Annotated in this window: 16 protein-coding genes and 2 pseudogenes; 7 read left to right on the top strand and 11 right to left on the bottom strand. The window is 73.3% G+C overall.

Features of this window, described 5'->3' with window-relative positions; translation table 11 throughout:
- Positions 1-9: 9 nt before the first annotated feature.
- Positions 10-1,581: an ATP-binding protein gene (locus tag A8W25_RS13305; protein ID WP_324616208.1), complete on the top strand. Its 1,572-nt coding sequence runs from the start codon at positions 10-12 to the stop codon at positions 1,579-1,581.
- On the opposite strand, the pseudogene dapE reads toward A8W25_RS13305, so the two are convergent.
- Positions 1,523-2,467 (bottom strand): annotated as a pseudogene (dapE, locus tag A8W25_RS32300) (succinyl-diaminopimelate desuccinylase); the annotation flags it as partial. The gene A8W25_RS13305 and the pseudogene dapE sit on opposite strands and share 59 nt — an antisense overlap.
- Before the next feature lie 87 nt (positions 2,468-2,554).
- Between dapE and A8W25_RS13295 the strand changes: the two are divergent.
- On the top strand, positions 2,555-3,517 hold the full coding sequence (locus A8W25_RS13295; RefSeq protein ID WP_420708461.1) for a hypothetical protein: 963 nt from the start codon (positions 2,555-2,557) through the stop codon (positions 3,515-3,517).
- Positions 3,518-3,806: 289 nt separating this feature from the next.
- On the top strand, positions 3,807-4,256 hold the full coding sequence (locus A8W25_RS13290; protein WP_067160188.1) for an ATP-binding protein: 450 nt from the start codon (positions 3,807-3,809) through the stop codon (positions 4,254-4,256).
- Between the two features lie 96 nt (positions 4,257-4,352).
- Here A8W25_RS13290 and A8W25_RS13285 read toward each other — a convergent pair.
- The 3 genes and pseudogenes from A8W25_RS13285 to A8W25_RS13275 all read right to left on the bottom strand — a co-directional run.
- A pseudogene (locus A8W25_RS13285) lies at positions 4,353-4,946 on the bottom strand (aminotransferase class I/II-fold pyridoxal phosphate-dependent enzyme); the annotation flags it as partial.
- Positions 4,947-4,977: 31 nt separating this feature from the next.
- The gene (locus tag A8W25_RS13280) at positions 4,978-5,748 is read right to left on the bottom strand and encodes an NUDIX hydrolase (protein ID WP_067160185.1); all 771 of its coding nucleotides are present in this window, start codon (positions 5,746-5,748) and stop codon (positions 4,978-4,980) included.
- 209 nt (positions 5,749-5,957) lie between these two features.
- On the bottom strand, positions 5,958-7,874 hold the full coding sequence (locus tag A8W25_RS13275) for a glycogen debranching N-terminal domain-containing protein (RefSeq protein ID WP_067161205.1): 1,917 nt from the start codon (positions 7,872-7,874) through the stop codon (positions 5,958-5,960).
- A 1,045-nt stretch (positions 7,875-8,919) separates the two neighbouring features.
- Here A8W25_RS13275 and A8W25_RS13270 point away from each other — a divergent pair.
- A complete protein-coding gene (locus A8W25_RS13270) occupies positions 8,920-10,029 on the top strand; it encodes an ADP-ribosylglycohydrolase family protein (RefSeq protein WP_067160182.1) in 1,110 nt (369 codons plus the stop codon).
- 7 nt (positions 10,030-10,036) lie between these two features.
- Here the strand turns inward: A8W25_RS13270 and A8W25_RS13265 are convergent, their stop codons facing one another.
- Positions 10,037-11,611, bottom strand: a complete 1,575-nt coding sequence (locus A8W25_RS13265) for a sodium:solute symporter family protein (protein ID WP_067160179.1) — start codon at positions 11,609-11,611, stop codon at positions 10,037-10,039.
- 344 nt (positions 11,612-11,955) lie between these two features.
- Positions 11,956-12,738: an SDR family oxidoreductase gene (locus tag A8W25_RS13260; protein WP_067160175.1), complete on the bottom strand. Its 783-nt coding sequence runs from the start codon at positions 12,736-12,738 to the stop codon at positions 11,956-11,958.
- A gap of 81 nt (positions 12,739-12,819) precedes the next feature.
- On the opposite strand from A8W25_RS13260, the gene A8W25_RS13255 reads away from it, so the two are divergent.
- Entirely contained in the window at positions 12,820-13,662 is an 843-nt protein-coding gene (locus A8W25_RS13255; protein WP_067160173.1) for a hypothetical protein, read from the top strand.
- Positions 13,663-13,759: 97 nt separating this feature from the next.
- On the opposite strand, the gene A8W25_RS13250 is transcribed toward A8W25_RS13255, so the two are convergent.
- From A8W25_RS13250 to A8W25_RS13240, 3 genes are all read right to left on the bottom strand, one after another.
- Positions 13,760-13,969 carry a DUF397 domain-containing protein gene (locus A8W25_RS13250; protein ID WP_067160171.1) on the bottom strand — a complete coding sequence of 70 codons (210 nt, stop codon included), beginning with the start codon at positions 13,967-13,969 and terminating at the stop codon, positions 13,760-13,762.
- 203 nt (positions 13,970-14,172) lie between these two features.
- The gene (locus A8W25_RS13245; protein ID WP_067160168.1) at positions 14,173-15,030 is read right to left on the bottom strand and encodes a helix-turn-helix domain-containing protein; all 858 of its coding nucleotides are present in this window, start codon (positions 15,028-15,030) and stop codon (positions 14,173-14,175) included.
- A 315-nt stretch (positions 15,031-15,345) separates the two neighbouring features.
- Entirely contained in the window at positions 15,346-16,098 is a 753-nt protein-coding gene (locus A8W25_RS13240; RefSeq protein WP_067160165.1) for a GOLPH3/VPS74 family protein, read from the bottom strand.
- 144 nt (positions 16,099-16,242) lie between these two features.
- Here A8W25_RS13240 and A8W25_RS13235 point away from each other — a divergent pair, with 144 nt between their 5' ends.
- Entirely contained in the window at positions 16,243-18,882 is a 2,640-nt protein-coding gene (locus A8W25_RS13235) for a D-alanyl-D-alanine carboxypeptidase (RefSeq protein ID WP_234386417.1), read from the top strand.
- A 368-nt stretch (positions 18,883-19,250) separates the two neighbouring features.
- Positions 19,251-20,978: an MFS transporter gene (locus tag A8W25_RS13230; protein WP_420708460.1), complete on the top strand. Its 1,728-nt coding sequence runs from the start codon at positions 19,251-19,253 to the stop codon at positions 20,976-20,978.
- 222 nt (positions 20,979-21,200) lie between these two features.
- On the opposite strand, the gene A8W25_RS13225 is transcribed toward A8W25_RS13230, so the two are convergent.
- Entirely contained in the window at positions 21,201-23,054 is a 1,854-nt protein-coding gene (locus A8W25_RS13225) for an amidohydrolase (protein ID WP_079125995.1), read from the bottom strand.
- On the bottom strand, positions 23,051-24,034 hold the full coding sequence (locus A8W25_RS13220; RefSeq protein ID WP_234386416.1) for a WxL protein peptidoglycan domain-containing protein: 984 nt from the start codon (positions 24,032-24,034) through the stop codon (positions 23,051-23,053). Before A8W25_RS13220 ends, A8W25_RS13225 begins: the two co-directional genes overlap by 4 nt.
- Positions 24,035-24,089: the final 55 nt, after the last annotated feature.

Genomic DNA, 24,089 nt, shown 5'->3' with positions numbered 1-24,089 from the left:
CCGGGGGCCATGGGGTCGCATACTGATCCCATGGCAGCGGGCAAACCCTCGATGCAGGAGCTCATCCGGCGGCGCAGACGGGCGGGGTTCGTCGGGCGGCGGGGCGAACTCGCCGCTTTCCGGGAGAACTTCGACGTCCCGGTCGACGACGAGCGGCACCGGTTCCTCTTCCACGTCCACGGCGCCGCCGGGGTCGGCAAGACCTCGCTCGTGCGCGAGCTGGAGCACACCGCGCGCGAGCGCGGCGCGCTGACGGCCTACGCCGACGAGGCCGTCAACAGCGTCCCCGAGACGCTCGCCGCGATCTGCACCCACCTCGCCCGCCAGGGGCACCCGCTCAAGTCCCTGGAGCGGCAGCTGGCGACGTACCGGCAGCGGCGGTACGAGGCGGAGTCCACCACCGCGCCCGCCGACCCGGCGGACCCCGCGCCCTCGTCCGGCTCCACGGTCCTCGCCCAGGCGTCCCTGGTGGGCCTCGGGCTGGTGCCGGGCGTCGGGGTGCTCGCGAACGGCATGGACGCCCAGCAGCTCGCGCTCGGCGCGGAGCGGGTCCGGGCGGCCCTGAGCGCCCGGTTCGGCAAGCAGGAGGACGTCCAGCTGGTCCTGGACCCGGTGAAGGTCCTCACCCCGGTGCTGGTGACGGAGCTGGTGCGGCTCGCCGAGGAGGCGCCGTGGACCGTGCTCTTCTTCGACACCTACGAACGCACCTCGCCCTTCCTCGACACCTGGCTGCGCGACCTGGTCACCACCGAGCGGTACGGGCCGCTGCCCGCTCAGGTCGTGGTGGTCCTCGCCGGCCAGCGCCGTCTGGACCCCGGCTGCTGGGCGGACAGCGCGGACCTGGTGGAGGAGCTGCCCCTGGACCTGTTCACCGAGCCCGAGGCCCGGCAACTGCTCGCCGCCAAGGGCGTGGTGGACGAGGAGGTCGTCCGCGACGTCCTGCGGCTCTCCGGCCGGCTGCCGGTCCTGGTGTCCACCCTCGCCCAGAACCCGGGCGACGCGCGCGCCCCCGGCGCCACCGCCGTGGACCGCTTCCTGAAGTGGGAGGGCGACCCGGTGCGGCGGGCGGCAGCGCTCGCCTGCGCGCTGCCCCGGCACATCGACGAGGACGTGTTCCGGGCGGCGGTCGACGAGGACGCGGCGGGCCTGTACGGCTGGCTGTGGTCGCTGCCGTTCGTGAGCGACCACGGCGGGCGCGCCCAGTACCACGGCGTCGTGCGCGCCGCGATGCTCGGCGTCCAGCGCACCGGCTCGCCGCAGCGCTGGAGCGCATGCCACCAGCGGCTCGCCGAGGCGATCGGGGTGCGTCGCGAGGCCGCCGCGGAGGCGGTCCCGGCGCGTCGCCTGTGGACCCGGGAGCAGTGGCGCGAGCTGCGCCTGGAGGAGTCCTACCACCTGCTGTGCGCCCGGCCGGGGGCCGCGCTCGCCCAGATGCTGCGCGACGGCGTGGACGCCTGCGACGCCGGGCCCGCCGTCGCCCGCCGCTGGGCCACCACGCTCGCCGAGGCGGGCGAGGACGCCGACGGGAGACGTCGGTCCAGCCGAACTTGGGCTGCGGGGTACCGCCGACCGCCGCCATGAAGGCCGCGGCGGCCGGGTGCGAGAGCCCCGGCAGGGCCGCGCCCGAGTGGTCGTCGACGGTGAACTCGGAGATCGCGCAGTCCGCGAAGACCTCGCGGACGTGGGCCAGCGCCTCCTCGGCGGTGCGGTCCGGGGCGTACCGGTAGTTGACGGTGACCGCGCAGGCGTCGGGGATGACGTTGTTGGCGACGCCGCCCTCGATCCGTACCGCGTTCAGGCCCTCGTGGTACTCCAGGCCGTCGATCACCGGCCGGCGCGGCTCGTACGCGGCGAGCGCGGCCAGGATCGGGGCGGCCGCGTGGACGGCGTTGGAGCCCATCCAGCTGCGCGCGGAGTGGGCCCGCTCCCCGGCCGTGTGCAGGATGACCCGCAGGGTGCCCTGGCAGCCGCCCTCGACCTGGGCGTCGGAGGGCTCCAGGAGGACCGCGAAGTCCCCCTCGATCCAGTCGGGGTGTGCGTCCGCCACATGCCCGAGACCGTTGAGGTGTGCGGCGACCTCTTCGTTGTCGTAGAAGACGAAGGTGAGGTCGCGGTTGGGTTCGGGGACGGTCGCCGCGATCCGCAGCTGGACGGCCACGCCGGACTTCATGTCCGAGGTGCCGCAGCCCCACAGAACGCCGTTCTCGTCGAGGCGGGACGGCACGTTGCCGGCGATCGGGACGGTGTCGATGTGCCCGGCGAGGACGACCCGCTCGGCGCGGCCCAGGCGGGTGCGCGCGACCACGTTGTTGCCGTGGCGGTCCACGGTCAGATGCGGCAGCGTCCGCAGCGCCGCCTCGATCGCGTCCGCGAGCGGCTTCTCCGTTCCGCTCTCGGACGGGAAGTCGACGAGCCACGCGGTGAGCGCGGGGCCGTCCAGGGTCAGGTCGAGTGCGCTGTCTGCCATGGCCCCGACCCTAGCGCGGGCGCCCCGACCAGGGCCGGGGTGTCCAGAAGGGCAGGGCCGGGGGCACCCGCCCTGCCCTCCAGTACGGTGGTCCCCGTGCCCCAGCCCGTCACCCCCGACCGACCCGTGAAGCGCGGCCGCCTCTTCCGTTTCGTGGCCGCGGCCGTCGTGCTGCTCGCCGTCGCCGGATATCTGGTGGTGCAGTACGTGAGCGGGGGGCCCGGGGCACCGAGATGCACGGTGGGGTCCGGGGACGACACCTACCGGTTCAGCCCCGAGCAGGCCGAGAACGCGGCGACCATCTCCGCGGTCGGCACCTCGCGCGGGATGCCCGAGCGGGCGGTGACGATCGCGCTGGCCACCGCGCTCCAGGAGTCCGGCCTGCGCAACATCACCCACGGCGACCGCGACTCGGTCGGCCTCTTCCAGCAGCGGCCCTCGCAGGGCTGGGGCACCGTGCAGCAGATCATGGACCCGGTCTACTCGGCCGGGAAGTTCTACCAGCGCCTCGCCGAGGTGCCCGGCTACTCGCGGCTGCCGCTCACGGTCGCCGCGCAGCGGGTCCAGCGCAGCGGTTTCCCGCAGGCCTACGCCAAGCACGAGCCGGATGCGGCGCTGCTCACCGCCGCGCTCACCGGCCGCTCCCCCGCCTCGCTGACCTGCACGATCGCCAAGGACGCCCGTCCGGGCGACCCGTCCCGGGTACGCGCCGAGCTGGCTCGCGCGTTCGGCGCGGGCGTGGCCCCGGACAAGGGCGACGGGCACGAGGTCACGGTCCCGGTGCACGCGCCCGCGCGGGCCGGTGGCGACGCCGGGGTCGGCGCCGAGCAGCACGGCTGGGAGCTGGCCCACTGGGCGGTCGCGCACGCCGCGGCGTTCCGCGTCGAGCAGGTCTCGTACGCCGGGCGCACCTGGCGCGTGGACGGCTCCCGCAAGGGCTGGCACACGGACGACACCCAGGCGGACGCGGGCAGTGCCGCCGGACGGAACACCGGCGGCGGCGCGAATTCCGGTGCGTTCGGCCAGGTCCGGATCCAGCTCGCCGGATAGCACGCGACACCCGTTCGGACGGCCACTCGTGCGGGGCACAGATGGCTTTCGCGTACACCGTTTCGTACACCCACCCCCGCGCCTGCCCGAAGAATCGTCAATTCCCTTGGAAACAAAGGGAACTGGCGGCGTTCAACGTATTGTCGCGACGGTTCGTTTGCCCGTTTTTATCCGAACCCGATAATGCGACGCATTGCGAACTCTTTACCTGGGTCCTCCGCAACCTCCGCCGCACCCCGAGGTGTTGTCACAGCGTCCGAACGCCGTTCCTCCCGTCTCAAGGAGCATCATGTCCCTCCCCCTGACCCGTCGGATCGCCCGTGCCGCACTGCTCATCGCGGCGGGTGCAGTTCCCGTGGTCGGCGCGGCCGGCGCGGCGAGTGCCGCGGCCCTTCCGGAGACCCCGAACCTGGGCGGCCTGACCGCCCTCGACGGCGCGAACCTCGGCAACACCGTCGACGGTGCCGCACAGAAGGCCACCGGCCTGGCGGGCGACGCCGGCAGCAAGGCCGTCAAGCAGGCCGTCCCGGCGGCGGGCAAGACCGTCGGCAAGGCGGGCAAGACGGCGACCCCGGCGGCCCAGAAGACGGCGGGCGAGGCCGCGGGCAACGCGGGCGACCTGCTCGGCTCCACCACCAAGTCGGCCAGCCTGGACGGCCTCCCGGTCGGCGGCGGGCTGCCGACGGAGGGGCTGCCCGCCACCGACCAGCTGCCGCTCAAGGGCCTGCCCGTCGGCTGAGCCGCGCGGCCGCGCACCGCGCGGCACACGCCGAAGGGGCCCCGGGATCCTGTCCCCGGGGCCCCTTCTCGTGCCGGTGGGCCCGTACGCCGTCAGCTAGCCCGGGAGCCGGCCCAGGCGCTTGACGGCCGCCTCGACGCGCTCGTCCGTCGCCGTGAAGGCCACCCGTACGAACCGCTCGCCCGCCTCGCCGTAGAAGTCGCCGGGCGCCACCAGGATGCCGAGTCCGGCGAGATGGGCCACGGTCTCCCAGCAGCCCTCGTCGCGGGTCGCCCACAGGTACAGGCTGGCCTCGCTGTGCTCGATCCGGAAGCCGTGCCCGACCAGCGCGTCGCGCAGGGCGGCGCGGCGGGCCGCATAGCGCGCCCGCTGCTCCTGGACGTGGACGTCGTCGCCGAGCGCCGCCACCGTGGCCGCCTGGACTGGCGCGGCCGTCATCATCCCGCCGTGCTTGCGGATCTGGAGCAGCTCGCCGAGCACGGCCTCGTCGCCCGCGATGAACGCGGCGCGGTAGCCGGCCAGGTTGGACCGCTTGGAGAGCGAGTGGACGGCGACGACGCCCTCGTAGCTGCCGCCGCAGACGTCCGGGTGCAGCACCGAGACCGGCTCGGCCTCCCAGCCCAGCTCCAGGTAGCACTCGTCGGAGAAGACGAGCACGCCGTGCTCGCGCGCCCAGGCGACGATCCGGGTGTACGGGTCGAGGCGGCGGGCCCCGGCCCGGTCAGACCTCCGGGCGGAGCATCGGGGGGTTCAGCAGGGTCGCGCCGCCCGCGCGGAACAGCTGGGCGGGGCGGCCGCCCTGGCGGGTCGTGGTGCCGCCGGCCGGGACCAGGAAGCCCGGGGTGCCGGTCACCTTGCGGTGGAAGTTACGGGGGTCGAGCGCGACCCCCCACACCGCCTCGTACACCCGCCGCAGCTCCCCGACGGTGAACTCGGCCGGGCAGAACGCCGTGGCCAGCGAGGAGTACTCGATCTTGGAACGGGCCCGCTCCACGCCGTCCGCGAGGATCTGGGCGTGGTCGAAGGCGAGCGGTGCGGGCTGCTCGTCGTCACGGCCGAAGCCGCCGTCCTGGCTCAGCAGGTCCTCGACCGGCGCCCAGCGCGCGCTGTGCGCGTCGCCGCCCGCGCGCGGGGCGGGCAGATCGGGGGCGAGCGCCAGATGCGCCACGCTGACGACCCGCATCCGGGGGTCGCGCCGGGGGTCGCCGTAGGTGGCGAGCTGCTCCAGATGGGCGCCGTTGCCCGGGGCCGGGGCGGTGGCCGCCGGGTCCTGGGCGCAGAGTCCGGTCTCCTCCGTCAGCTCGCGGGCCGCCGCGGCCGAAAGGTCCTCGTCACCCCGGACGAAACCGCCGGGCAGCGCCCACCGCCCCTGGAAGGGCGGCTCCCCTCGGCGGACGACCAGTGCGCACAGGGCGTGGCGACGCACGGTGAGCACGACCAGGTCGACGGTCACGGCGAAGGGCGGGAAGGCCGACGGGTCGTAGGGAGACATGAAGCGATCATAGTCGTCTCCCTGACGATAAACACGCCCCCGGGCACGGCCGGTCGCACCGTCTTCACCAGCCGCCCCACGGGTTCCTGCCGAGGTGCCCCGCGCACGACTCCTCACCGCATCCGGCTCACCGCCTTCGGGACCCGCCGCCCGCGCCGTGACGACCGGCGCGATCTCTTCCTCGGTACCGGATTCACTCAGCACTCCGTTCAGCCTCCCAACTGGAGCCGGCCGGCGGCCTGCTCGACCATGCCGACGCCGAGCCTGCTGACCCGCACGGCGAACGGCTCCCCCGCGACGCTCAGCCCCGACAGCCGCACCGCGCCGAGCGGCGCCGACCGTACGGGGCAGAGGGCGACCGTGCCCGCCGGGGCGTCCGGGCGGATCCCGGCGAGCGTGGTGAGCAACTGGACCGCCGAGGCCGCGGCGACGGCGGCCGGGCGGCACGCGGTCGGGTGCGGCAGCGGGGCGCTGTCGGCGGTGCGCTGCTCGCCCGCGTACATCTCGGGCAGCCGGTAGCCGAACGCCTCGGCCGCGTCGAGCAGGCCGCGCAGCAGCGCGCTCGCCTCCTTCTCGTACCCGGCGGCCACCAGGCCCGTCACGGCGACGGCCGTGTCGTACACCCGCACCGCGCCCGCGCGGTGGCCGAACGGGTTGTAGCCCGCCTCCTTGGCGCCGAGACCGCGCAGGCCCCAGCCGGAGTCCATGGCCGGGCCGCCGAGGAGCCGGGCGAGCTGTTCTGTCTGCACCTTGTCGAGCAGCCCGGGGGCGAGCCGTCCCGCGCCGAGCAACCCGGTGTCCAGGAGGTGGGCGGCGCCCGCGCCGAGCGCCGGGAGACGGCGGCCGTCGGCGGTGCGGGCGACGGCGGGGCGCCCGCCCGCGAGGTCCTCGATCCAGAACTCCTCCCGGAACCGCTCGCGCAGCCCCGCCGCCCAGGACGCGCACTCCTCGGCGCCCGGTCGGCCGCACTCCCTCAGCAGCTCCGCGCCCAGGACGGCGGCGCGGTGGGCGTGGGCCTGGGTCTCGGCCCGCGCCAGGCCCGCCGCCGGGCCCGGCTCGCCCAGATAGCCGTCGTCACCGGCGCAGGTACGCAGCCAGCGCAGACACCGCTCGGCCGTCGGCAGCAGCTCGGCCACCTCGGACTCGGCCAGCCCCCAGCGACGGGCCTCGGCGAGCACCACCGGGAACGCGAGCGTGGCCTCCACTCCGGTGCAGCTGGGCGGCAGATGGGGTCCGGCGTCCCGCAGCGGCCCGGGGATGCGGCCGAAATCCCTTTCTCCACCGGACAGTTGGGTACGCGAAACGGCGCGCAGGGTCGCCGCCGCCAGCCGGGTGGAGAGCGGCAGGGCCATCCGCGCCGCCCACAGTGACTCGGCCGGGGCCGGACCGGTGCGCCAGGGGATGCCCGCCGCCGCGTACACGTCCACCGGGTGGGCCGGGTCCCGGACGAGCAGGGCCCGCAGGTCGTCGAGGCCGTTCCGGAGCAGTGGCCCGACCCGGGGGTCGTCGCCCTCCGCCTCGGCCTGCGGCAGCGGGTGGGTGGCGGCCTGGCCGGGCGGCCGGGTGGGACGGTCGGTGCGGATGTGGAGCTCGATCGTGTACGAACCGCCCGGGGGCAGCTCCACGTCCCAGCGCAGCACGCCCGCCGAGGCGAGCGCGTCGGCCGGGGGCGGGTGCGCGCTCACCACCGCGTGCGCGCCGGGGGCCGTCCAGCGCATGCCCGAGTCGTGGACGCTGCCCGGCAGTTCGGGTCCGGCCCGGCCCGCCGCGACGGCGCCCAGATCGGCGAGGTCGGTGCCGAGCGCGATCTCCACGGGCAGCCGCAGGGGGCGGGGCGCCGAGCTGCGCAGGGTGATCCGCTCGCTGCCGTCGGCCTGGCGCAGCCGCTCGATGGCGATCTCGGGGTCGGGGCCGCTGTCGGCCGGGGTGCGCACCACCGCGAAGAAGCGGGCGCGGTCGGCCGATATCGGTCTGCCCTGGAGGGCGATCGGCTCCCGCCCGGCCACCTTCAGCTGACAGCGCGCGAGCAGCCGGCGGCCGTGCCGGTAGAAGCCCTCCAGACCGTGGCCGGTGAGCTGCCCGTGCTCCGCCGAGACGACGAGGCCGGGCAGGGCGACGGAGATCAGCGCGGCGTGGAGCGGAGGGAGCGCGCCGAATCCGGGACCGGGTCCCGGGCCGGGTCCGCCGACCGGGCCGGAGGCCCGGGGCGCCGGCGCGGGCCGCCGCCCCGGCCTCGGGCCTGGCCCGGTTCCGGACCCCGCGCCGGGGAAGACCGGACCGCTTACGCCGGGGGCCCGAGGCGGGATGCGACCCCGGGACGGGGCGTCGGGCCGGGGTGACGTGTCTTCCCAGGAAGGAACTTCACCCCGGGACGAGGCATCCGGCCGGGGGGAGGCGCCTGTCTCGGGAAGGACGGCACCCCGGAGAGGAACGTCGGCCCGGGGCTGGGATTCGACCCGGGACGCCGGGTTGGCCCGGGACGAGGCATCGCCCCCGGGAAAGGGGTCCGCCTGGGAAAGGACACCTTGCCCGAGAGGGACGTCGGCCCTGGACGCGGGGTTGACCCAGGAGGAGATTTCGCCCCAGGAAGGGGTGTCCGCCTCGGGGAAGACGTCACCCCCGAGAGGAACATCGGCCCGAGACGGGGAGTTGGCCCGGGACTGGGCGTTGGCCCGGGGAGGGACATCGAACGTCATACCTTGCCTTCCGAGCACTCCGGCCGCATTCGCGGATCGGGCGGACCGCCCTCGCGCGGCGCCCCCCTCGTGAACGCGGCGGGCCGTGCACGGGTCACGGAGCGATACGGCGCGGCGTCGGCCCGGTGTCATCGGCCGCTCCCTTCCCGTCCGTCCGGCCGGCTCGACCGCCGGGCCCCGCGCCGGACCGGAGCGGTCGCCGAGGAGCCGCCCTCGACATCCTCGGGACGGGTGGAGGCCGAGACGTCATCCCTCCGGTTCGCCGGAGAGGCTGCGGCCGCGCTGTGCTTCCGGTTCGCCGGAGACCTGCGGCGGAGCTTGGGCCGACGTGCGGGCGCGGCTGCGGCGGACGCCTGCTCTTCCGCGGCCGCCGCGAACCGGGGCGGGGTGGGGAACAAAACTCGCCAAAGTGCGAACCGTTTCAAATCGATCGCGGTCTTATTCACCCGCACCCAATCAATTACAGTGCTGCGCCATGACCGCAGCAGCCACCGGACCCACCACGTCCATATGGGGCCGCACCGAGCAACAGGACTTCCGCAGCCGAGTCCGCGGCAGCCTCCTCGGCGGCGCGATCGGCGACGCGCTCGGCGCCCCCGTCGCCTCCCTCACCCTCGACGCCATCCGCACCCGGCACGGCGCGGAGGGCGTCACCGGCCCGGGCGCCCGGATCACCGCTGCCACCCAGCTCACCCTCTTCACCGTCGACGGCCTCATCCGCGCCCAGGTCCGCCGGGACACCGGCGCCTGGCACCCGCCGACCGATGTGCACCGGGCGTATCTGCGGTGGGGCGCCACCCAGCGGGACTGGGGGCCGGACGAGCGGCGCAAGGACAACGGGTGGCTCGCCGCGGAGGAGTGGCTCTACAGCAGACGCGACCCGGCCCGCCCCTGCCTGCTCGGGCTCGCCGACGACGTCATGGGCACCCTGGACCGTCCCAAGAACCCCGACGCCCGCGACCCCGCCGCCCTCACCCGCTCCGGCCCCTTCGGCCTGCTCGTCGGCTGGGAGCCGCAGCTCGTGCTGCAACTCGCCGTCGAGTGCGCGGCCCAGACCCACGGCGACCCGGCCGCGTACCTCTCGGCCGGCGCCTTCGCGGTGGTGGTGCACGGTCTTGCCCGGGGCGAGTCGCTGGACGCGGCCGTCCAGCGCACCCTCGGCCTGCTGGACCGGCGTCCCGGCCACCAGCCCGTCACGGACGCCCTCCAGCACGCGCTGGGCGCCGTACGCCAAGGCATGCCGAGCCCCGGCCTGGTGGCCTCGCTCGGCGAGGGGCACCTCGCCCAGGAGGCGCTGGCCATTGCCGTGTACTGCGCCCTGGTCGGCGAGGACGTCCGCCACGGCCTGCTGCTCGCCGTCCACCACGACGGCCCCTCCGGCGCCACCGGCACCCTCTGCGGCACGCTGCTGGGCGCCCTGCACGGCGAGACCGCCCTCCCGCCCGGCTGGCTGGCCGAGCTGGAAGGGCGGTCCACGGTCCTCGAACTCGCCGACGACTTCGCGATGGAGATGACCCAGGGCCCGGCCCTGCACGGCCCGGCCGTCAACGCCCCGGGGTGGCTGGCCCGTTACCCCCGGGCGTAACGGTCCTTCAGAGCTCCAGGGCCTTCGGCTCACCTGCCTGGCCCCGAGGCTGCGCCGGGACCGCCGCCGCCGAACCCGCACCCGGGCCGTCGTCGTCGGAGTTGATCCGGTCGAGCAGCGCGTCCCGCTCCGGGGTGTCCTCCGGCCTGACCAGGCCGATCACGATGTAGAGCACCAGCGAGATCGCCAGCGGCACCGACACCTGGTACTGGAGCGCCACACCCGTCCGGTCCGAGCCGTCCAGGTTGTAGTTGACCAGGAAGAACGCCACCAGGCCCACCGCCCAGCTGGTGAGCGCCGCCGTCGGCCCGGACCTGCGGAACGTACGCAGCATGCCCAGCATGAACGGGATCGCGATCGGGCCCATCAGACCCGCCACCCACTTGATCACCACGGTGATGATGTCCTTGAAGGCGGGCGAGTTGACCTGGGTGGCGATCGACATCGACAGGCCCAGGAACACCAGGGTCGACAGACGCGCCGCCAGCAGGCCGACCCGCGAGTCCCAGCCGCGCGCCCGCTTGGAGAGCGCCGGGGCGATGTCCCGGGTGAAGACGGCCGAGATGGCGTTGGCGTCCGAGGAGCACATCGCCATCGTGTGGGAGAAGAAGCCGACGATGACCAGGCCGAGCAGACCGTGCGGCAGCAGGCTCTCGGTCATCAGGGCGTACGAGTCGGAGGCGTCCGGCTTCTTGGCCTGCACCAGGAGCGGCGCGCACCACATGGGGAAGAACAGGACCACCGGCCACACCAGCCACAGGGCGGCGGAGAGCCGGGCCGAACGGGTCGCGGAGCGGGCCGAGTCGGTGGCCATGTACCGCTGGGCCTGGTTCCACATGCCGCCGTTGTACTCGAACGTCTTGATGAAGAGGAACGCGAGCAGGAACGTGACCGTGTAGGGCCCGGCGGTGGGGTCGGCGTGGCCGCTCGGCAGCTTGTCCCACACCGTCCACAGCGCGCTGAACCCGCCGAGCTTGCCCATCGTCGCGATCAGCATGGCGACACCGGCGCACAGCTGGATGACGAACTGGCCGAGCTCGGTCAGCGCGTCCGCCCACAGCCCGCCGACCGTGCAGTACACGGCGGTGATGCAGCCCGTGATGAAGATGCCCTGGGTGAGGGTGACCCCGGTGAAGACCGAGAGCAGGGTGGCGATGGCGGCCCACTTGGCGCCCACGTCCACGATCTTGAGCAGCATGCCCGACAGGGCGAGCGCCAGCTGCGTGGAGACGTTGTAGCGGTTCTTGAGGTATTCGAGCGGCGAGGCCACGTGCAGCTTGGAGCGCAGCCGGTTGAGCCGGGGCGCGAAGAGCTTGGCGCCGATGCCGATGCCGACCGCGATGGGGAAGGACCAGGTGACGAAGGACGTCACGCCGTAGCGGTACGCGATGCCCGCGTACCCCGTGAACATCACCGCGCTGTATCCGGACATGTGGTGCGAGATGCCCGAGAGCCACCACGGCATCTTGCCGCCGGCCGTGAAGAAGTCGGCGACGTCGTCGACCCGCTTGTGGGACCAGACGCCGATCGCGACCATCACGCCGAAGTAGCCGATGAGTACGGCCCAGTCGAGACTGTTCATTGCCCCCTCCGAGGGGTCCGCCTTGTGAACATCGAGGTGTCTGCCGGTGCTCTTCGTCAGTGCGGCCGGCTCAGCGGGCCCCGTGCGGGAGCGGGGACTTCCGGGGATTGAACAGCCTGTTCGGAGGGCTGGTCAAGGCTTTCAGTGGTCATGGATATGAACGCAGATCATAAAGCCGAACGATTTTACTTCTACTTTACCCAACGGGGTGTTGTCGCCCCCGTGGCGCCGACCACACGATGAACATGCCCTTCGTCGATGCGTACGGACGATGCGTACATACGTGAACGGCCGCACGGGATGCGGGTCCCGTGCGGCCGAGAGAGCGGGTCCGACTGGCGCGTCTAGCGCATGATCTCCCCGGCGTTCACCAGCAGCGACTGGCCGGTGATCGCCCTCGCCCGGTCGGAGGCGAGGAAGGTCACGGCCTCCGCCACGTCCGCGTCCGTCGCCAGCTCCGGCAGCGCCATCCGCTCGGTGAGCCGGCCGAGCACCTCGGCCTCGGGCACCTTCTCGGTGTGCGCGGTGAACCGGACGTACGCCTGCACCGGCGGCCCCCACATCCACCCCGGCAGGACCGTGTTCACCCGGATCCGGTGCGGCCCGAACTCCCGGGCCATGGAGTACATCGCCGAGGTCAGCGCCCCCTTGGATGCCGCGTACGCGGCCTGGCGCACCTGGGAGGGCGCGGCGATGGCCGACTGGGTGCCGATGACGACCACCGCGCCGCCGCGCTCCTTGAGGGCCGGCAGACATGCCCGGGTCATCCGCAGGGTGCCGAGCAGATTGACGTCGAGCACGCCCTGCCAGGTGGCGAGGTCCGCGTCCTCGACCCCGCCGAAGTAGCTGTCCCAGGCGGCGACATGGACCACCGCGTCGATCCGGCCGAACCGCCGGAGCGCCAGCGCGGCCAGCGCCTCGCAGTCGGCCTCGGAGGTGATGTCGGTGGCCAGATGGGCGGTGTGCGCGCCCTCCGGGTCGATCTCGTGGGCCGCCTTGACCAGGTTCTCCTCGGTGCGCGCGCCGAGCACCGCGTTGCCCCCGTCCCGGACGACGGTGGCGGCCACCTGGTGCCCGAGCCCCGCGCCGACGCCGGACACGACGACCGTCTTCCCGTTCAGCAACATCTGGGCGCCTCCCGGCTCTGGCAGTTCTTCTGACGGAGCGTCAGAGTAGGGCGGTCGGCAGCAGGAGGGAAGGGGAGCGCCGTGAGCGAGGAGACCAGGAGCGGGACGTACGCGGAGCTGGCGGCGGTCGGGCCGTACGGGGTGCACCCCGGCCACGCCCTGATCACCATGGTGGAGCCGCACCCGGGCCATGAGTACGCGTACAACCGCTGGTACGAGGACGACCACTACTACGCCGGGGCCATGGCGATGCCCTGGATGTTCGCCGGGCGGCGCTGGGTGGCCACCCGCGAGCTCCAGGAGCTGCGCTACCCGGAGAAGTCCGCGATCGCCCAGCCGGTCACCGCCGGGTGCTACCTCTCCACGTACTGGATCACCGAGGGCCGCTACGACGACCACATGAAGTGGACCGTCGGCATCAACAAGCGGCTCAACCGGGACGGCCGCGTCCACCAGGACCGTACACACGTCTTCACCGCCTTCCAGGACCACGAGGCGACCGTCTACCGCGACGGCGCGGCGGGCCCGCGCGACTACCACGCGTTGGACCACCCGTACGCGGGCCTGGTGCTCCAGGTGATCGACGCCGAGGCGCCGGAGCGGCGGGGTGAGCTGGTGGAGTGGCTGCGGTCGCGGCATCTGCCGCGCCGGCTCGCGGGCGGCCCGGCCGCGCTGGTGGCGGTCTTCCGGCCGACTCCGCTGCCCGGCGACCGGATGACGTACGTCAAGCAGGTCGAGGGGGTCGACACCCGTCTGACGCTGCTGTGGTTCCTGGAGCGGGACCCGGGTGAGGTGTGGGAGGAGCACTTCGCCGGGCTCGACACGGCGGTGGCCGAATCGGGTCTGGGCCACGTCGAGTTGGTCGCGCCCTTCATTCCGACGGTGCCGGGCACGGACCTCTATGTGGACCGGCTGCGCCGGTGAGCGCGGGCCCCCGGACAGCAACCAGCCCCCTCGGCCAGGACGGCGGACCAGTCGAGAGGGCCTTGCTCACTTTGCGGTGGAGCGGTGCCGGTGAAGGTCAGACTCCACGCGGCGAGGTGCGGTTGACGTCCTGGAGGAAGGCCGACCACGTCTCGGGGGCGAAGTCGAGCATTCCGTTGAGCGGGTTCTTGGAGTCGCGGACCGACACGGTCGAGTGATCTGCCGCCTTGACTTCCACACAGTCGCCGTTCACGGCGGAGTACGAGGACTTGGTCCACTCCGTCAGTGCATGCTGCTGAACGCGCATAATGACTCCGATGGTTGGTCCGGTTGCCCGGGTGATGTGCCCGTCCGCTGAGGTCCAGCGGCTCTGCGTGCGACGCTACGCCGTAACATCACCGCCGACAGGGGCCGTTCACCCATCCGGATGGCATATTCCATCGGGTCCTTCTCAGTTAAGGCGGCGCAGGTGTATGGTGCCCGCCCCACGGTGTCCCTCGTGTCACTCCCTCACGACGTGTAGCCGTCCACCACACGGTGGATGAAGTCCCGTGACTGCTCGGCGCTGAGCGCCTTGGCCCTCAGGTGCTCGTACATCACCGTGTAGCTCTGCACGTCGTTGGCCTTCTCCAGATACAGGTCGCTGGTCACGCCCTCCAGATAGACCACGCTCGCGTCCATGGCGTCGTGGAACTCCAGGATGGCGAACTTGCCGTACATCCCCGGGTGCGCACCCGCGTCGTACGGCAGCACCTGGAGGGTGACGTGCGGCTGCTCGCCCAGGTGCGCCAGATGCAGCAACTGGTCGCGCATGATCTGCTCGTTGCCGACCACACGGCGCAGCAGCGCCTCGTCGATCACCGCCCAGAACCGCAGCGGATTGGTCGGGTCGGTGAGCCGGTCCTGGCGTTTGAGCCGGATCTGGATCCGTTTGTCGATGTCGCTGGAGGTGGCCTCGGGCCACATGCCCTCGATGACCGCCTGCGCGTACTCCCGGGTCTGCAGCAGCCCCGGCACGATCAGCGACTCGTAGACGCGCAGACTGGCCGCGTCCGTCTCCAGACCGATGTAGACGCTGTACGGGATGTCGCCGAAGGCGTGCCACCAGCCCTGCTGCCGGGAGTCCTTGGCCATCTGCATCAGCGAGTCGACGATCCGGTGGTCCTCGACCTCGTACACCCCGCACAGATCGCGCACATCGCGCTGGCTGATGGAGCGGCGGCCGTTCTCCAGGCGGCTGATCTTCGACTGGGAGACCAGCAGGCGCTCGGCGACCTCCTCGGCCGTCATGCCCTTCAGCTCGCGAAGTCGACGGAGCTCCTGGCCCAGTCGGCGTCGCCTGACGGTGGGATTGACGTTGGACGCCACGGGAACTGCACCTCCGGCTGCGGCACTTCTGCTGCTGTTCTGCTCTTCCGCTCAGCAGACTGCCACCAATGTTCCTGGCCGCGCTGGGAAATGGCCACACACGGTGGGGTACCGGCTACCGGGGGTACGAACGCCGGGCCTCGGCAGACGCGAAGCGCGCGGGACCGGCGAAGGCCGGCCCCGCGCGCCCGTGACGCGACTCCCGAACCGGGTCGTGAGGGGGACGTCGGTGCGGCGGGTGGTGCGGGGTGGTGCCCTGGTGCTCGGTGGTACGGGTCGTGCCGTTGGTGCCTGAGGTGGTGCCGGAGCGGTCCGCTAGTGGGCCACGGCGCGCGCCATGCTGCCGCGGTGCGGCTGCATCGGAACGCCGGGCGCCGTCGCGGTCGCGCGGGTGCCCGCCGCTGCCGCGCCGGTGCCGTTGGCGCTGCTGCGGCGCGGTTGCGCGCCCACTCCGTTCTGGACGTCCATGACGGCGTGCGCCACCAGTCCGCCCATCGGGTCGTGCCTGATCAGGTCCCGGAGCCGGGAGCGGGATGAACGCCCCTCGTTGCCCGGGTACAGGTGCTTGCCGAGTCCGACCGCGTGGGCCAGTGCGGCGAGCGCCGCGGTCCGCGGGTCCGGCGGTACGCCGGTGCGGATCGCGCTGTCCAGCCGGGCCCTGATGTCCCGGCTGATCGCCGTGTCCGTCGCTTGGTAGCGAGTCGTCGGCAGCACCCCGCACATCTGGCCCGAGACGGCATGGACCATGCCGCACCGCTCCAGGTGCGCGAGGTAAATCTGGCGCAGCCCCAGCCGGGGCCCGCCGATCCAGTGGACGGCCCGGACCGGACTGCCGCGCCTGCGCAGCAGTTCCAGTGCGGAGTCCAGTGTCGGATCTCCTGTCGGCCGTGCCATCACCACGGCGATACGATCCCCGTCTGGGGCTATCCGTCCTGCCAGAGCCAGCTCCACTAGCTGGGCTCCGGCCAGGCCGAGGTCGAGCGACTGCGGCTGCGCTGTGGTACCCGTGGCCGGGTCCAGAGCGAGCAGCAGAAGCTCCTCCGGAATTGTTCTGCGGCTCCTGCCCATCCATGCCTCCCCGCGTGGATGAATGACAGGGTGACCCCTCTCACATTCATCTGTCGAGAGCGCCTGGGCGGTAAGTACGGGAACCGATAGGTATGTCGTTCTCGTCTAGCACGGGGGTCAACCCCGCACACAGGACACTGGTAGATGGTTCGGACAGGTTCGGACGGCGCCCCGGGGCGCCGGGAGGAGGCATCGGTGGCGGGCGAGTCCCCCGACAGGTCGAAGCAGCAGCAGTCGTCGGGGGAGACGACTCCGAGCGAACGCGATCCCCGTGTGGCGGTGTTCGGAACGGATGACGGCCCGAAGGCCGCGTCCGGTTCCGAGCCGAAGCGCAACGGCTCCGCGAACGGTTCCGCCCCCGCTCCCGCGAACGGCTCCGCGAAGGGTGCCGCGAACGGGTCCGTGAACGGCTCCGGCGACGCCTCCGGTGCCGACCGGCCCTCGGACGGCGGCTCGGCCCCCGTGGACCAGGCGACCGCCGTCTTCCGCGCCCCGCGCCAGGAGGACCACGAGTCCCGCGACACCCGGCTGCGGGCGGCCGTGGCGGCGTGGGTGGCCACGGACGACGAGGCCGTGGCGGACGCGGCCGAGGCCGCCGGGTCCGGCTCGGGCTCCGGCTCCGGCTCCGGTGCCGCGAAGGCGGACACCCCGGCCCCGGCCGACACCGACGAGCCCGCTGCCGCGGACGTGGACGAGGAGGGCCCGGACGAGGAGCCGGCCGCCGAGGCCACGCCCGTACGGGAGCCCGCGTCCGCGCCCGAGGTCTCTGACGAGGCCACTGACGCCTCCGAGGAGGAGCCTGCGGCCCCGGAGGCCGAGGACAAGGCCGCTCCCGCGTCCGGCGACGCGCCGGAGCCCGGCTCGGACGCCGGGACGGCGGAGGAGCCCGCCCGGGCCACCGCCACCGCGTCGGACGCGAAGCCGGAGCCCGCTGCCAAGCCGGAGCCCGCTGCCAAGCCGGAAGCCGCTGCCAAGCCGGAAGCCGTCGCGAAGGTGGAAGCCGACGCCAAGCCGGAAACCGACGCGAAGGCGGAAACCGACGCCAAGCCCGCTGCGAAGCCGGAAGCCGACCCCAAGCCCGAGGCTGCCGAGCCCGAGGCCGCCGCCGAGCCCGACTCCAACAAGCCCGCCCCCCAGGGCCGGGCCGCCTCCTGGGGTGCCGAGCCGAGCGTCGAGAGCGCGACCGGGGTCGACCAGCCCACCGCCGTCTTCAAGGCCGTCAAGCCGCCCGTCGTGGACCAGCCGACCACCGCCATCCGGCGGCCGGGCCCGGCCGAGTCGGCGTCGGAGCGGACCAGCACGTTCGTACCGCTGCGCTCCGACGACGTACGCCCGGCGGCCCCCAAGGCCGAGCCGGACGCCGCGAAGCCGGAGGCCGAGGCTCCGAAGGCCGCGGCGCCGGTCGCGCCCGCCGCGCCGAAGCCCCCCGCCTCGCCCCGCATCTCCGTGCCGGACGCCGACGCCGCCGAGCGGACCCGGCAGCAGCCGCTGCCGCCGAAGCCCCCGCTCGACCTGCTCGCGGAGCTCACCAACACCCCGCCCCCGGCGCAGACCCCGGTCCGCAACGTGGTGCGGCGGTTCAAGATCTGGACCCCGCTGGTCCTTCTGCTGCTGATCGTCTTTGCGGTCGTACAGCTCATGCGCCCGCTTCCGGACCCCGAGCTGACGATGACGTCGGCGCCGGAGTTCACCTTCGACGGCGCGGCTCCCCAGCTGCCGTGGCCCCACGAGGGCCAGGGCATGATCACCGTGTCCGGCCTCGGCACGGTGGGGCGGTTCGGCGAGGAGAAGCCGGTCCCGATCGCCAGCGTGACCAAGTCGATGACCGCGTACATCATCATGCGCGACCACCCGATGAAGCTGGGCTCCAAGGGCGCCTCCATCCCCGTCGACGAGCTGGCGGAGAAGGAGGGCGGCTACAACAAGTCCGGCAAGGACGAGTCGACCGTCGACACCATCAAGGCGGGTCAGACGCTCACCCAGAAGGACGCGCTCAGCGCGGTCATGATCCCGTCCGCGAACAACGTGGCGCGGCTGCTCGCGCGCTGGGACGCGGGCTCGGAGGCGGCGTTCGTCAAGAAGATGAACGACACCGCCAAGCAGCTCGGGATGACGAACACCACGTACACCGACCCGTCCGGTCTGACCGCCACCACCGTCTCGACCGCCGTCGACCAGGTGAAGCTGGCCACCGAGCTGGTGAAGGACCCGGCGCTCGTCGACATCACCCGGCAGCCGTACTGGATCGACTCGACCGGCCACAAGTGGCTCAACTACAACAAGCTGGTGCCGTACAACGGCGCGATCGGCATCAAGACCGGCTCCACCTCCAAGGCGGGCGGCAATCTGCTCTTCGCCGCCGTCAAGGAGGTCGGCGGGACCAAGCAGACGATCGTCGGCGCGGTCTTCGGCCAGCACAAGGCCGTCTCGATCCTCGATCTGGTCAACAAGGTGAGCAAGGACGTCCTGCTCGCCACTCGCAAGTCGCTGACCTCGCAGACCGTGATCAAGAAGGGCGACGTCGTCGGGTACGTGGACGACGGCCTCGGCGGCAAGGGCCCGGTCGTCGCCACCAAGGACCTGACCATCGCCGGATGGGCGAGTCTGAAGACGGCGATCTCGCTCACGCCCAGCAGTGCCGAGCTGCCGCACTCCGCGAAGGCGGGCACGGTGGTCGGCAAGCTGACCGTGGGCTCCGGCCCTGGCCAGATCTCCGCCCCGGTGGCCCTCCAGAAGGATCTGGCGGAGCCCGGCCTCGGGTCCAAGCTGACCCGTCTGGGCTGATCGCGGGCCGATGCCGACGAGGGCGCCCCGGTCTCCGGTGGCGCCCTCGTGCTAGCTTCGGTCAACTGGAGGACGCGGGGCGGCGTCCCTATGAACGATGGGGCGAGAGACGTCCTGAGAATGTGTGAGGCGGGAGAGCCGCAGTGACCACCGCTGAGCCGACGCCCACCCGCGCCGACGGCAGCAGTCCTTCTCGGCCGGGCGGACGAATACAGGACGAGAGCAGGGACCCGGTGCGGGACCAGAACCTGACCGGGCCGGTCGAAGAGGCCCCGGTCCCGGACGTGAGCCCGGCCGACGCGCCGGACACGGACACGGTCACGGCCGGGGCGCCGGACGAGGACAAGGCCCCGGGCCGGATCCGGAACGTGCTGTCCCGGGTGCGGGACCTCACCGTCCGCCACCCCGTGGTCGCCCTCACGGCCGCCGGCGCCGTCGGGCACATCCTCTGGTTCATCTTCTTCGCCAACAGCGGCGGCGACCTCGCCGCGCAGGACGCCTGGGCCGAGTTCGTCGGCCGCCACCCCGCCTCCGCGTACAACCTGGCGTGGTACGGCGGTATGCACCCCGTCTCGTACAGCGTCGTCTCGCCGTATCTGATGTCGATCCTCGGCGTCCGTACGACGATGATGATCGCCGGGACCGTGTCGGCCGGGCTGATCACGCTGATCCTGGTGCGGGTGAAGGCCGTCCGCAATCCGCTGCCGTGCGCGTTCGCGGCCCTCTTCGCCTTCCTGTGCAACGCCACGTCGGGCCGGGTGACCTTCGGGCTCGGCACGATGTTCGCGCTCGGCGCGGTCGCGGCGGTCTTCTGCTGGCCGCACCGCTGGCGCACCGAGCGGTGGGCCAAGGGTGTGGTCGCCGCGCCGCTGGCCGGCCTCGCCACGGCGAGCAGCCCGGTCGCGGGCCTCTTCCTCGGGGTGATCGCCGCCGCGCTGTTCCTGAACCGGCGCCGCCCGGGCGCGTACGCCCTCGGTCTGCCGCCGGTCGCGGTCGTGGCGCTGTCCGCGCTGCTGTTCCCGTTCTCCGGCACCCAGCCGATGTCGATCGCCTCGGTCTCGCTGCCGTTCCTCTTCGCGGTGATCATCCTCTTCCTGGTGCCCCAGGAGTGGAAGACGGTCCGCACGGGCGCCGCGGTGTACGGGGTGGGCGTGCTGCTCACCTGGATCATCGACTCGCAGATCGGGTCCAATGTGACCCGGCTCGCGATGCTCTTCGCCGGCGCGGTGATGCTGGCCGCGCTGCCGTACGCGGTGCCGCGCTCGCGCAAGTGGTATGTGCTGGTCGTCGCCTTCGTGGGGATGAACGTCTGGATCGGCGTCAAGGCCGTCGACGACATCGTCAGCACCGCCCCCGCCGCGTCCTGGGCGCGTGCGCTCGCGCCGCTGGTGGACCAGCTCCAGCAGGTCGGCGCCGAGCGCGGGCGCGTCGAGGTCGTGCCCGCCTCCAGCCACCGGGAGGCCTCGGCGGTGGCGCCGTACGTCAACCTCGCCCGGGGCTGGAACCGCCAGGCGGACATGGAGCGCAACCCGCTCTTCTACGACGACACGCTGGACTCGGCGAGCTACCGGGGCTGGCTGGACCGCTGGGCCGTCCACTACGTGGTGCTGCCGATGGGCCCGCCGGACTCCAACGGCGCCGAGCAGGAGGCCAAGCTCATCCAGAAGGGCCAGCCCTATCTGAAGGAGCTGTGGCGCAACCCCGACTGGCGGCTGTTCGCGGTCGACAACCCGGTCCCCCTCGCCGATCCGCCCGCGACGGTGGAGCACGCGGGGGAGGGCGAGTGGACGCTGAAGGTGAGCGCGCCCGGCCGGGTCCTGGTCCGTATCCCGTACTCGCCGTGGCTGAAGCTGGTCGACGAGAAGGGGAAGGGCGTGGAGCCGCCGCAGGAGACCTCCGAGTCCAAGCGGCGGGGGCACGGTGTGCCGAAGTCCTTCACGAATCCGAACGGGTGCCTGTGGAAGGCGGCGGAGGACGCGGCGGGGGACGAGTGGACGGAGCTGCTCGCTCCGCGGGCCGGTACGTATCGGCTGGCGTCCCCGTACAGCCTTCGCCGCGGCACGGCCTGCCCCACGGAGCTCCGCCCCGACCACTGACCCCGGCCCCGGGACACGGTTCGCCCCGGACCGTGTTTCCCCGCGGGCCGGTGGAGGGTTGCTCGCGCAGTTCCCCGCGCCCCTGAAGGCAGCCTGTGGCTGAGCCAAGCTTTCCGGCTGCGGCGGAGTACCCAAGGGGCGCGGGGAACTGCGCGGCCGGCCCCCACCGGGCCGCGGGTGACGAACCGCCTAGGAGCGCGTGGCCCCACCGGCCCCGCGGATTCAGCCGCAGCCACACCCCCCGTGGACCCCCGTGAGGGACGCCGGGCGGGACAGGAGCGGCCGGGCGGCCGCGGGGGGCGCGCCCTCGTGGACGGGCTTGCCGTTCACCAGGGTGAGGCGGACCTCCGTGCCCGACACCTCCGGGACCGGGACCCGGGTGACGTCACGGTCCAGGACCACCAGATCCGCCGCCAGCCCCGCCCGCACACGCCCGCTCACGTGCTCCATCCGCAACTGGTGCGCCGTCCCGGCCGTGTGCATACGCAGTGAGGACGCCCGCGAAAGCCCCTCCAGCTCTGGATACAGCGCACCCTCGCCCGCCTCCGACCCCTCCCGGTCGACCGCCGTACGGATCTGGTTCCAGGTCTGGAGCGGGTCCACCGGCCAGTCGGAGCCGCCCGCGAGCGCCGCCCCGTGGCGCTCCAGGCTCCGCGCGGGGTACAGCAGCCGGTGCCGCGCCGCCCCGATGTACGGCAGCAGCGCCTCCATCGTCCAGATGTCCCGCATCGCCCACTGGAGCTGCATGCACGCCACCACCCCGAGGGGCGCGAAGCGACCGTAGTCGGAGGGGTGGACGAGCTGGAGGTGGGCGACGGTGTGCCGGTTGCCCCGCCGCCCGTTCGCCCGCACCGCCACCTCGTACCCGTCGAGCGCCGTCCGTACCGCCCGGTCCCCGATCGCGTGCGCGTGCAGCTGCCAGTCCGCCCGGTCGAAGGCCGTGGCGAGGCGGCCGTAGTCGGCGGCGGAGACATACAGGTCGCCCCGGTGGTCCGTCGGCCTCCCCTCCGCGTCGAGGTAGGGGGCGAGCAGCGCCGCCGTCTGCGAGGGGTACTCGATCACCCCGTCCAGGAACACCTTGGCCGTGCCGAACCGCAGCCCGGGCACCTGCCCGTACCGCGCCCGCAGGTCCCGTACGTGACGCAGCGCCCCGGCCGGATCCCTGGCCAGGTCCGGGCCGATCAGGAGCGCGGGCACGATCCGCTGGGGCAGCCGCCCGGCGGCGGCGAGCGCGGCGTACGTGTCGAGCTCGTGCGCGCCCACCGACGCGTCCATGAACGTGGTGATGCCCGACGCCGCCGCCCGCGCGAGCGCCTTGGCGCAGGCGTCAAGCAGCTGCGCCCGCGTGGGCGGCGGGATGACCCGGGTCAGGAGGTCCTGCGCGGTGTCCTTCAGGAGGCCGCCCGGCGTCCCGTCCGGGTCGCGCACGATCTGGCCGCCCGAGGGGTCGGGGGTCGCGGCGGTGATCCCGGCGAGGTCGAGCGCCCGCTGGTTGGCCCAGGCGTTGTGCCCGTCGTTGCCGATGAGCGCGACGGGGCGGCGGGTCGGCAGCGCGTCGAGCATCCGGTGGTGCGGGACGGTCCCGGCGGGGAGCAGCCCGACCGGGTTCCAGTCCTCGACCACGAGCCAGCCGTCGGGCTCGTGCGCCTGGTCGGCGGAGAGGAACTCCTTCAGCCTGTCCTGGAGTTGAGGAACCGTCACAGACGCCCCCTCCAGCGTCGGGTGGAGGGAGCGCTCTCCCGCGCCGAGCGGATGGGCGTGCCCGTCGTGGATGCCGCTCATGACCGTCGCCCCGCGCGCGTCCACCACCTCGGTGTCCCGCCCGACGAACCGCCGGAGCGAGGCACTGCTCCCGGTCGCGAGCACTTTCCCGTCCCGTCCGACCGCGACGGCCTCCTCGACCGGTGCGTGCGCCTCGCCGGTGAGGACCCGTGCCCGGTGCACCACAAGGGCGGCCGAGCGGCGCTTGGAGGAAGCGGCGGACGCGGTGCCGGGCGCCGCGAGCGACACGGCGGCGGCCGCGCCCAGGCCGGTCGCGAGGAGCCGGCGGCGGGAGGGTGCGGAGCTGGGGTTCACGGTGACTCCTGGAGTGAAGAGTGGCTCGTCCGCGCCGCACCCTTCGCGATTAATCCCTTAACCACCAGCGCCCCGCCGCCCACGGCCGCGACCAGCGCCGCGAGGCCGAGCCAGGGCAGGGCGAGGAAGGACGCGCCGCCCGACCCGGTGACGCCCTTGGCGCTCGCGGTGAGACGTACGTCGCCCCGGTCCAGCTGCGGCGAGCCCGCCCACGGCTCGGTGAGGCGGACCTTCTGGCCGGGCAGCAGCTCGGCCGGGACCTTGGTGAGCGCGCGGCTCAGCAGCGTACGGCCGAACAGGCCCGTGGCCTTCAGCTCCACCTTCGGGTCGAGCGTGACGTTGCCCCGGTTGTGGAGGGTGTACGAGATCGTGGTCCGGCTCTTCCCGGTGCCCGGCACCAGCGGCCGGTGCTGGGCGAGCGAGACGTCCTCGACGGCGAGCGCGGGCACGGTGGGCCCGGTGACCCGCAGATAGACCCGCGCGCCGACGGCCTGCCGCACCCCGATGGCCAGCTGCCCCTGCCCGGCCGCGACCTTCTCGTCCAGGGCGACCAGCGCCCCGGGGTGGTCGCCGGGCTCCGCGTCGGCCGGGACGGTGACGGTGAACGGCACGGTGACCGAGGCGTGCGCGGGGACGGTGACCGCCGTCCGGCCGGGCCTGGTCCAGGCGCCCACGCCGTGCTGCGGCTCGCGCTGGGTGCGCACGGCGAACCCGCCGTCGCGTTCGGTGTTGTACGCGTCGGCCCCGTACAGCCGGAAGGCCATCGGCGCGGCCGTCTTGTTGGTGACGGTGACCTTGTCGGTGAGGGTGGCGCCGGGTCCGGCGGAGAGGTAGAAGTACGGGCGCCGGTCCGCGCCTGTGGCGGAGGGGAAGACAGCCCAGTTGCCGTTGTCGGCGGCGCGCGCGGGCGTGCCCGGCGCCATCGGGACGGCGGCGGTCAGGACTGCGGCGATCAGGAGCGGGACGGACAGCTTGCGCACGGTGCACTACCCCCGGGGACGGGTGGGCCGGCCGGGTGCGCGCCCGGCCCACGGG

Origin of the sequence: Streptomyces sp. ERV7 (assembly GCF_001653515.1) — a bacterium.
Classification (GTDB): Bacteria; Actinomycetota; Actinomycetes; order Streptomycetales; family Streptomycetaceae; genus Streptomyces.
The sequence above is the reverse complement of the archived record's forward strand: the minus strand, read 5'-3'. Positions and strand labels throughout refer to the sequence as shown.

Coding starts and splice junctions, on each gene's coding strand:
- A8W25_RS13305 (WP_324616208.1), top strand. CDS start 10: ATGGGGTCGCATACTGATCCCATGGCAGCGGGCAAACCCTCGATGCAG.
- A8W25_RS13290 (WP_067160188.1), top strand. CDS start 3,807: ATGTCCCTCCCCCTGACCCGTCGGATCGCCCGTGCCGCACTGCTCATC.
- A8W25_RS13280 (WP_067160185.1), bottom strand. CDS start 5,748: ATGTCTCCCTACGACCCGTCGGCCTTCCCGCCCTTCGCCGTGACCGTC.
- A8W25_RS13270 (WP_067160182.1), top strand. CDS start 8,920: ATGACCGCAGCAGCCACCGGACCCACCACGTCCATATGGGGCCGCACC.
- A8W25_RS13265 (WP_067160179.1), bottom strand. CDS start 11,611: ATGAACAGTCTCGACTGGGCCGTACTCATCGGCTACTTCGGCGTGATG.
- A8W25_RS13260 (WP_067160175.1), bottom strand. CDS start 12,738: ATGTTGCTGAACGGGAAGACGGTCGTCGTGTCCGGCGTCGGCGCGGGG.
- A8W25_RS13250 (WP_067160171.1), bottom strand. CDS start 13,969: ATGCGCGTTCAGCAGCATGCACTGACGGAGTGGACCAAGTCCTCGTAC.
- A8W25_RS13240 (WP_067160165.1), bottom strand. CDS start 16,098: ATGGGCAGGAGCCGCAGAACAATTCCGGAGGAGCTTCTGCTGCTCGCT.
- A8W25_RS13235 (WP_234386417.1), top strand. CDS start 16,243: ATGGTTCGGACAGGTTCGGACGGCGCCCCGGGGCGCCGGGAGGAGGCA.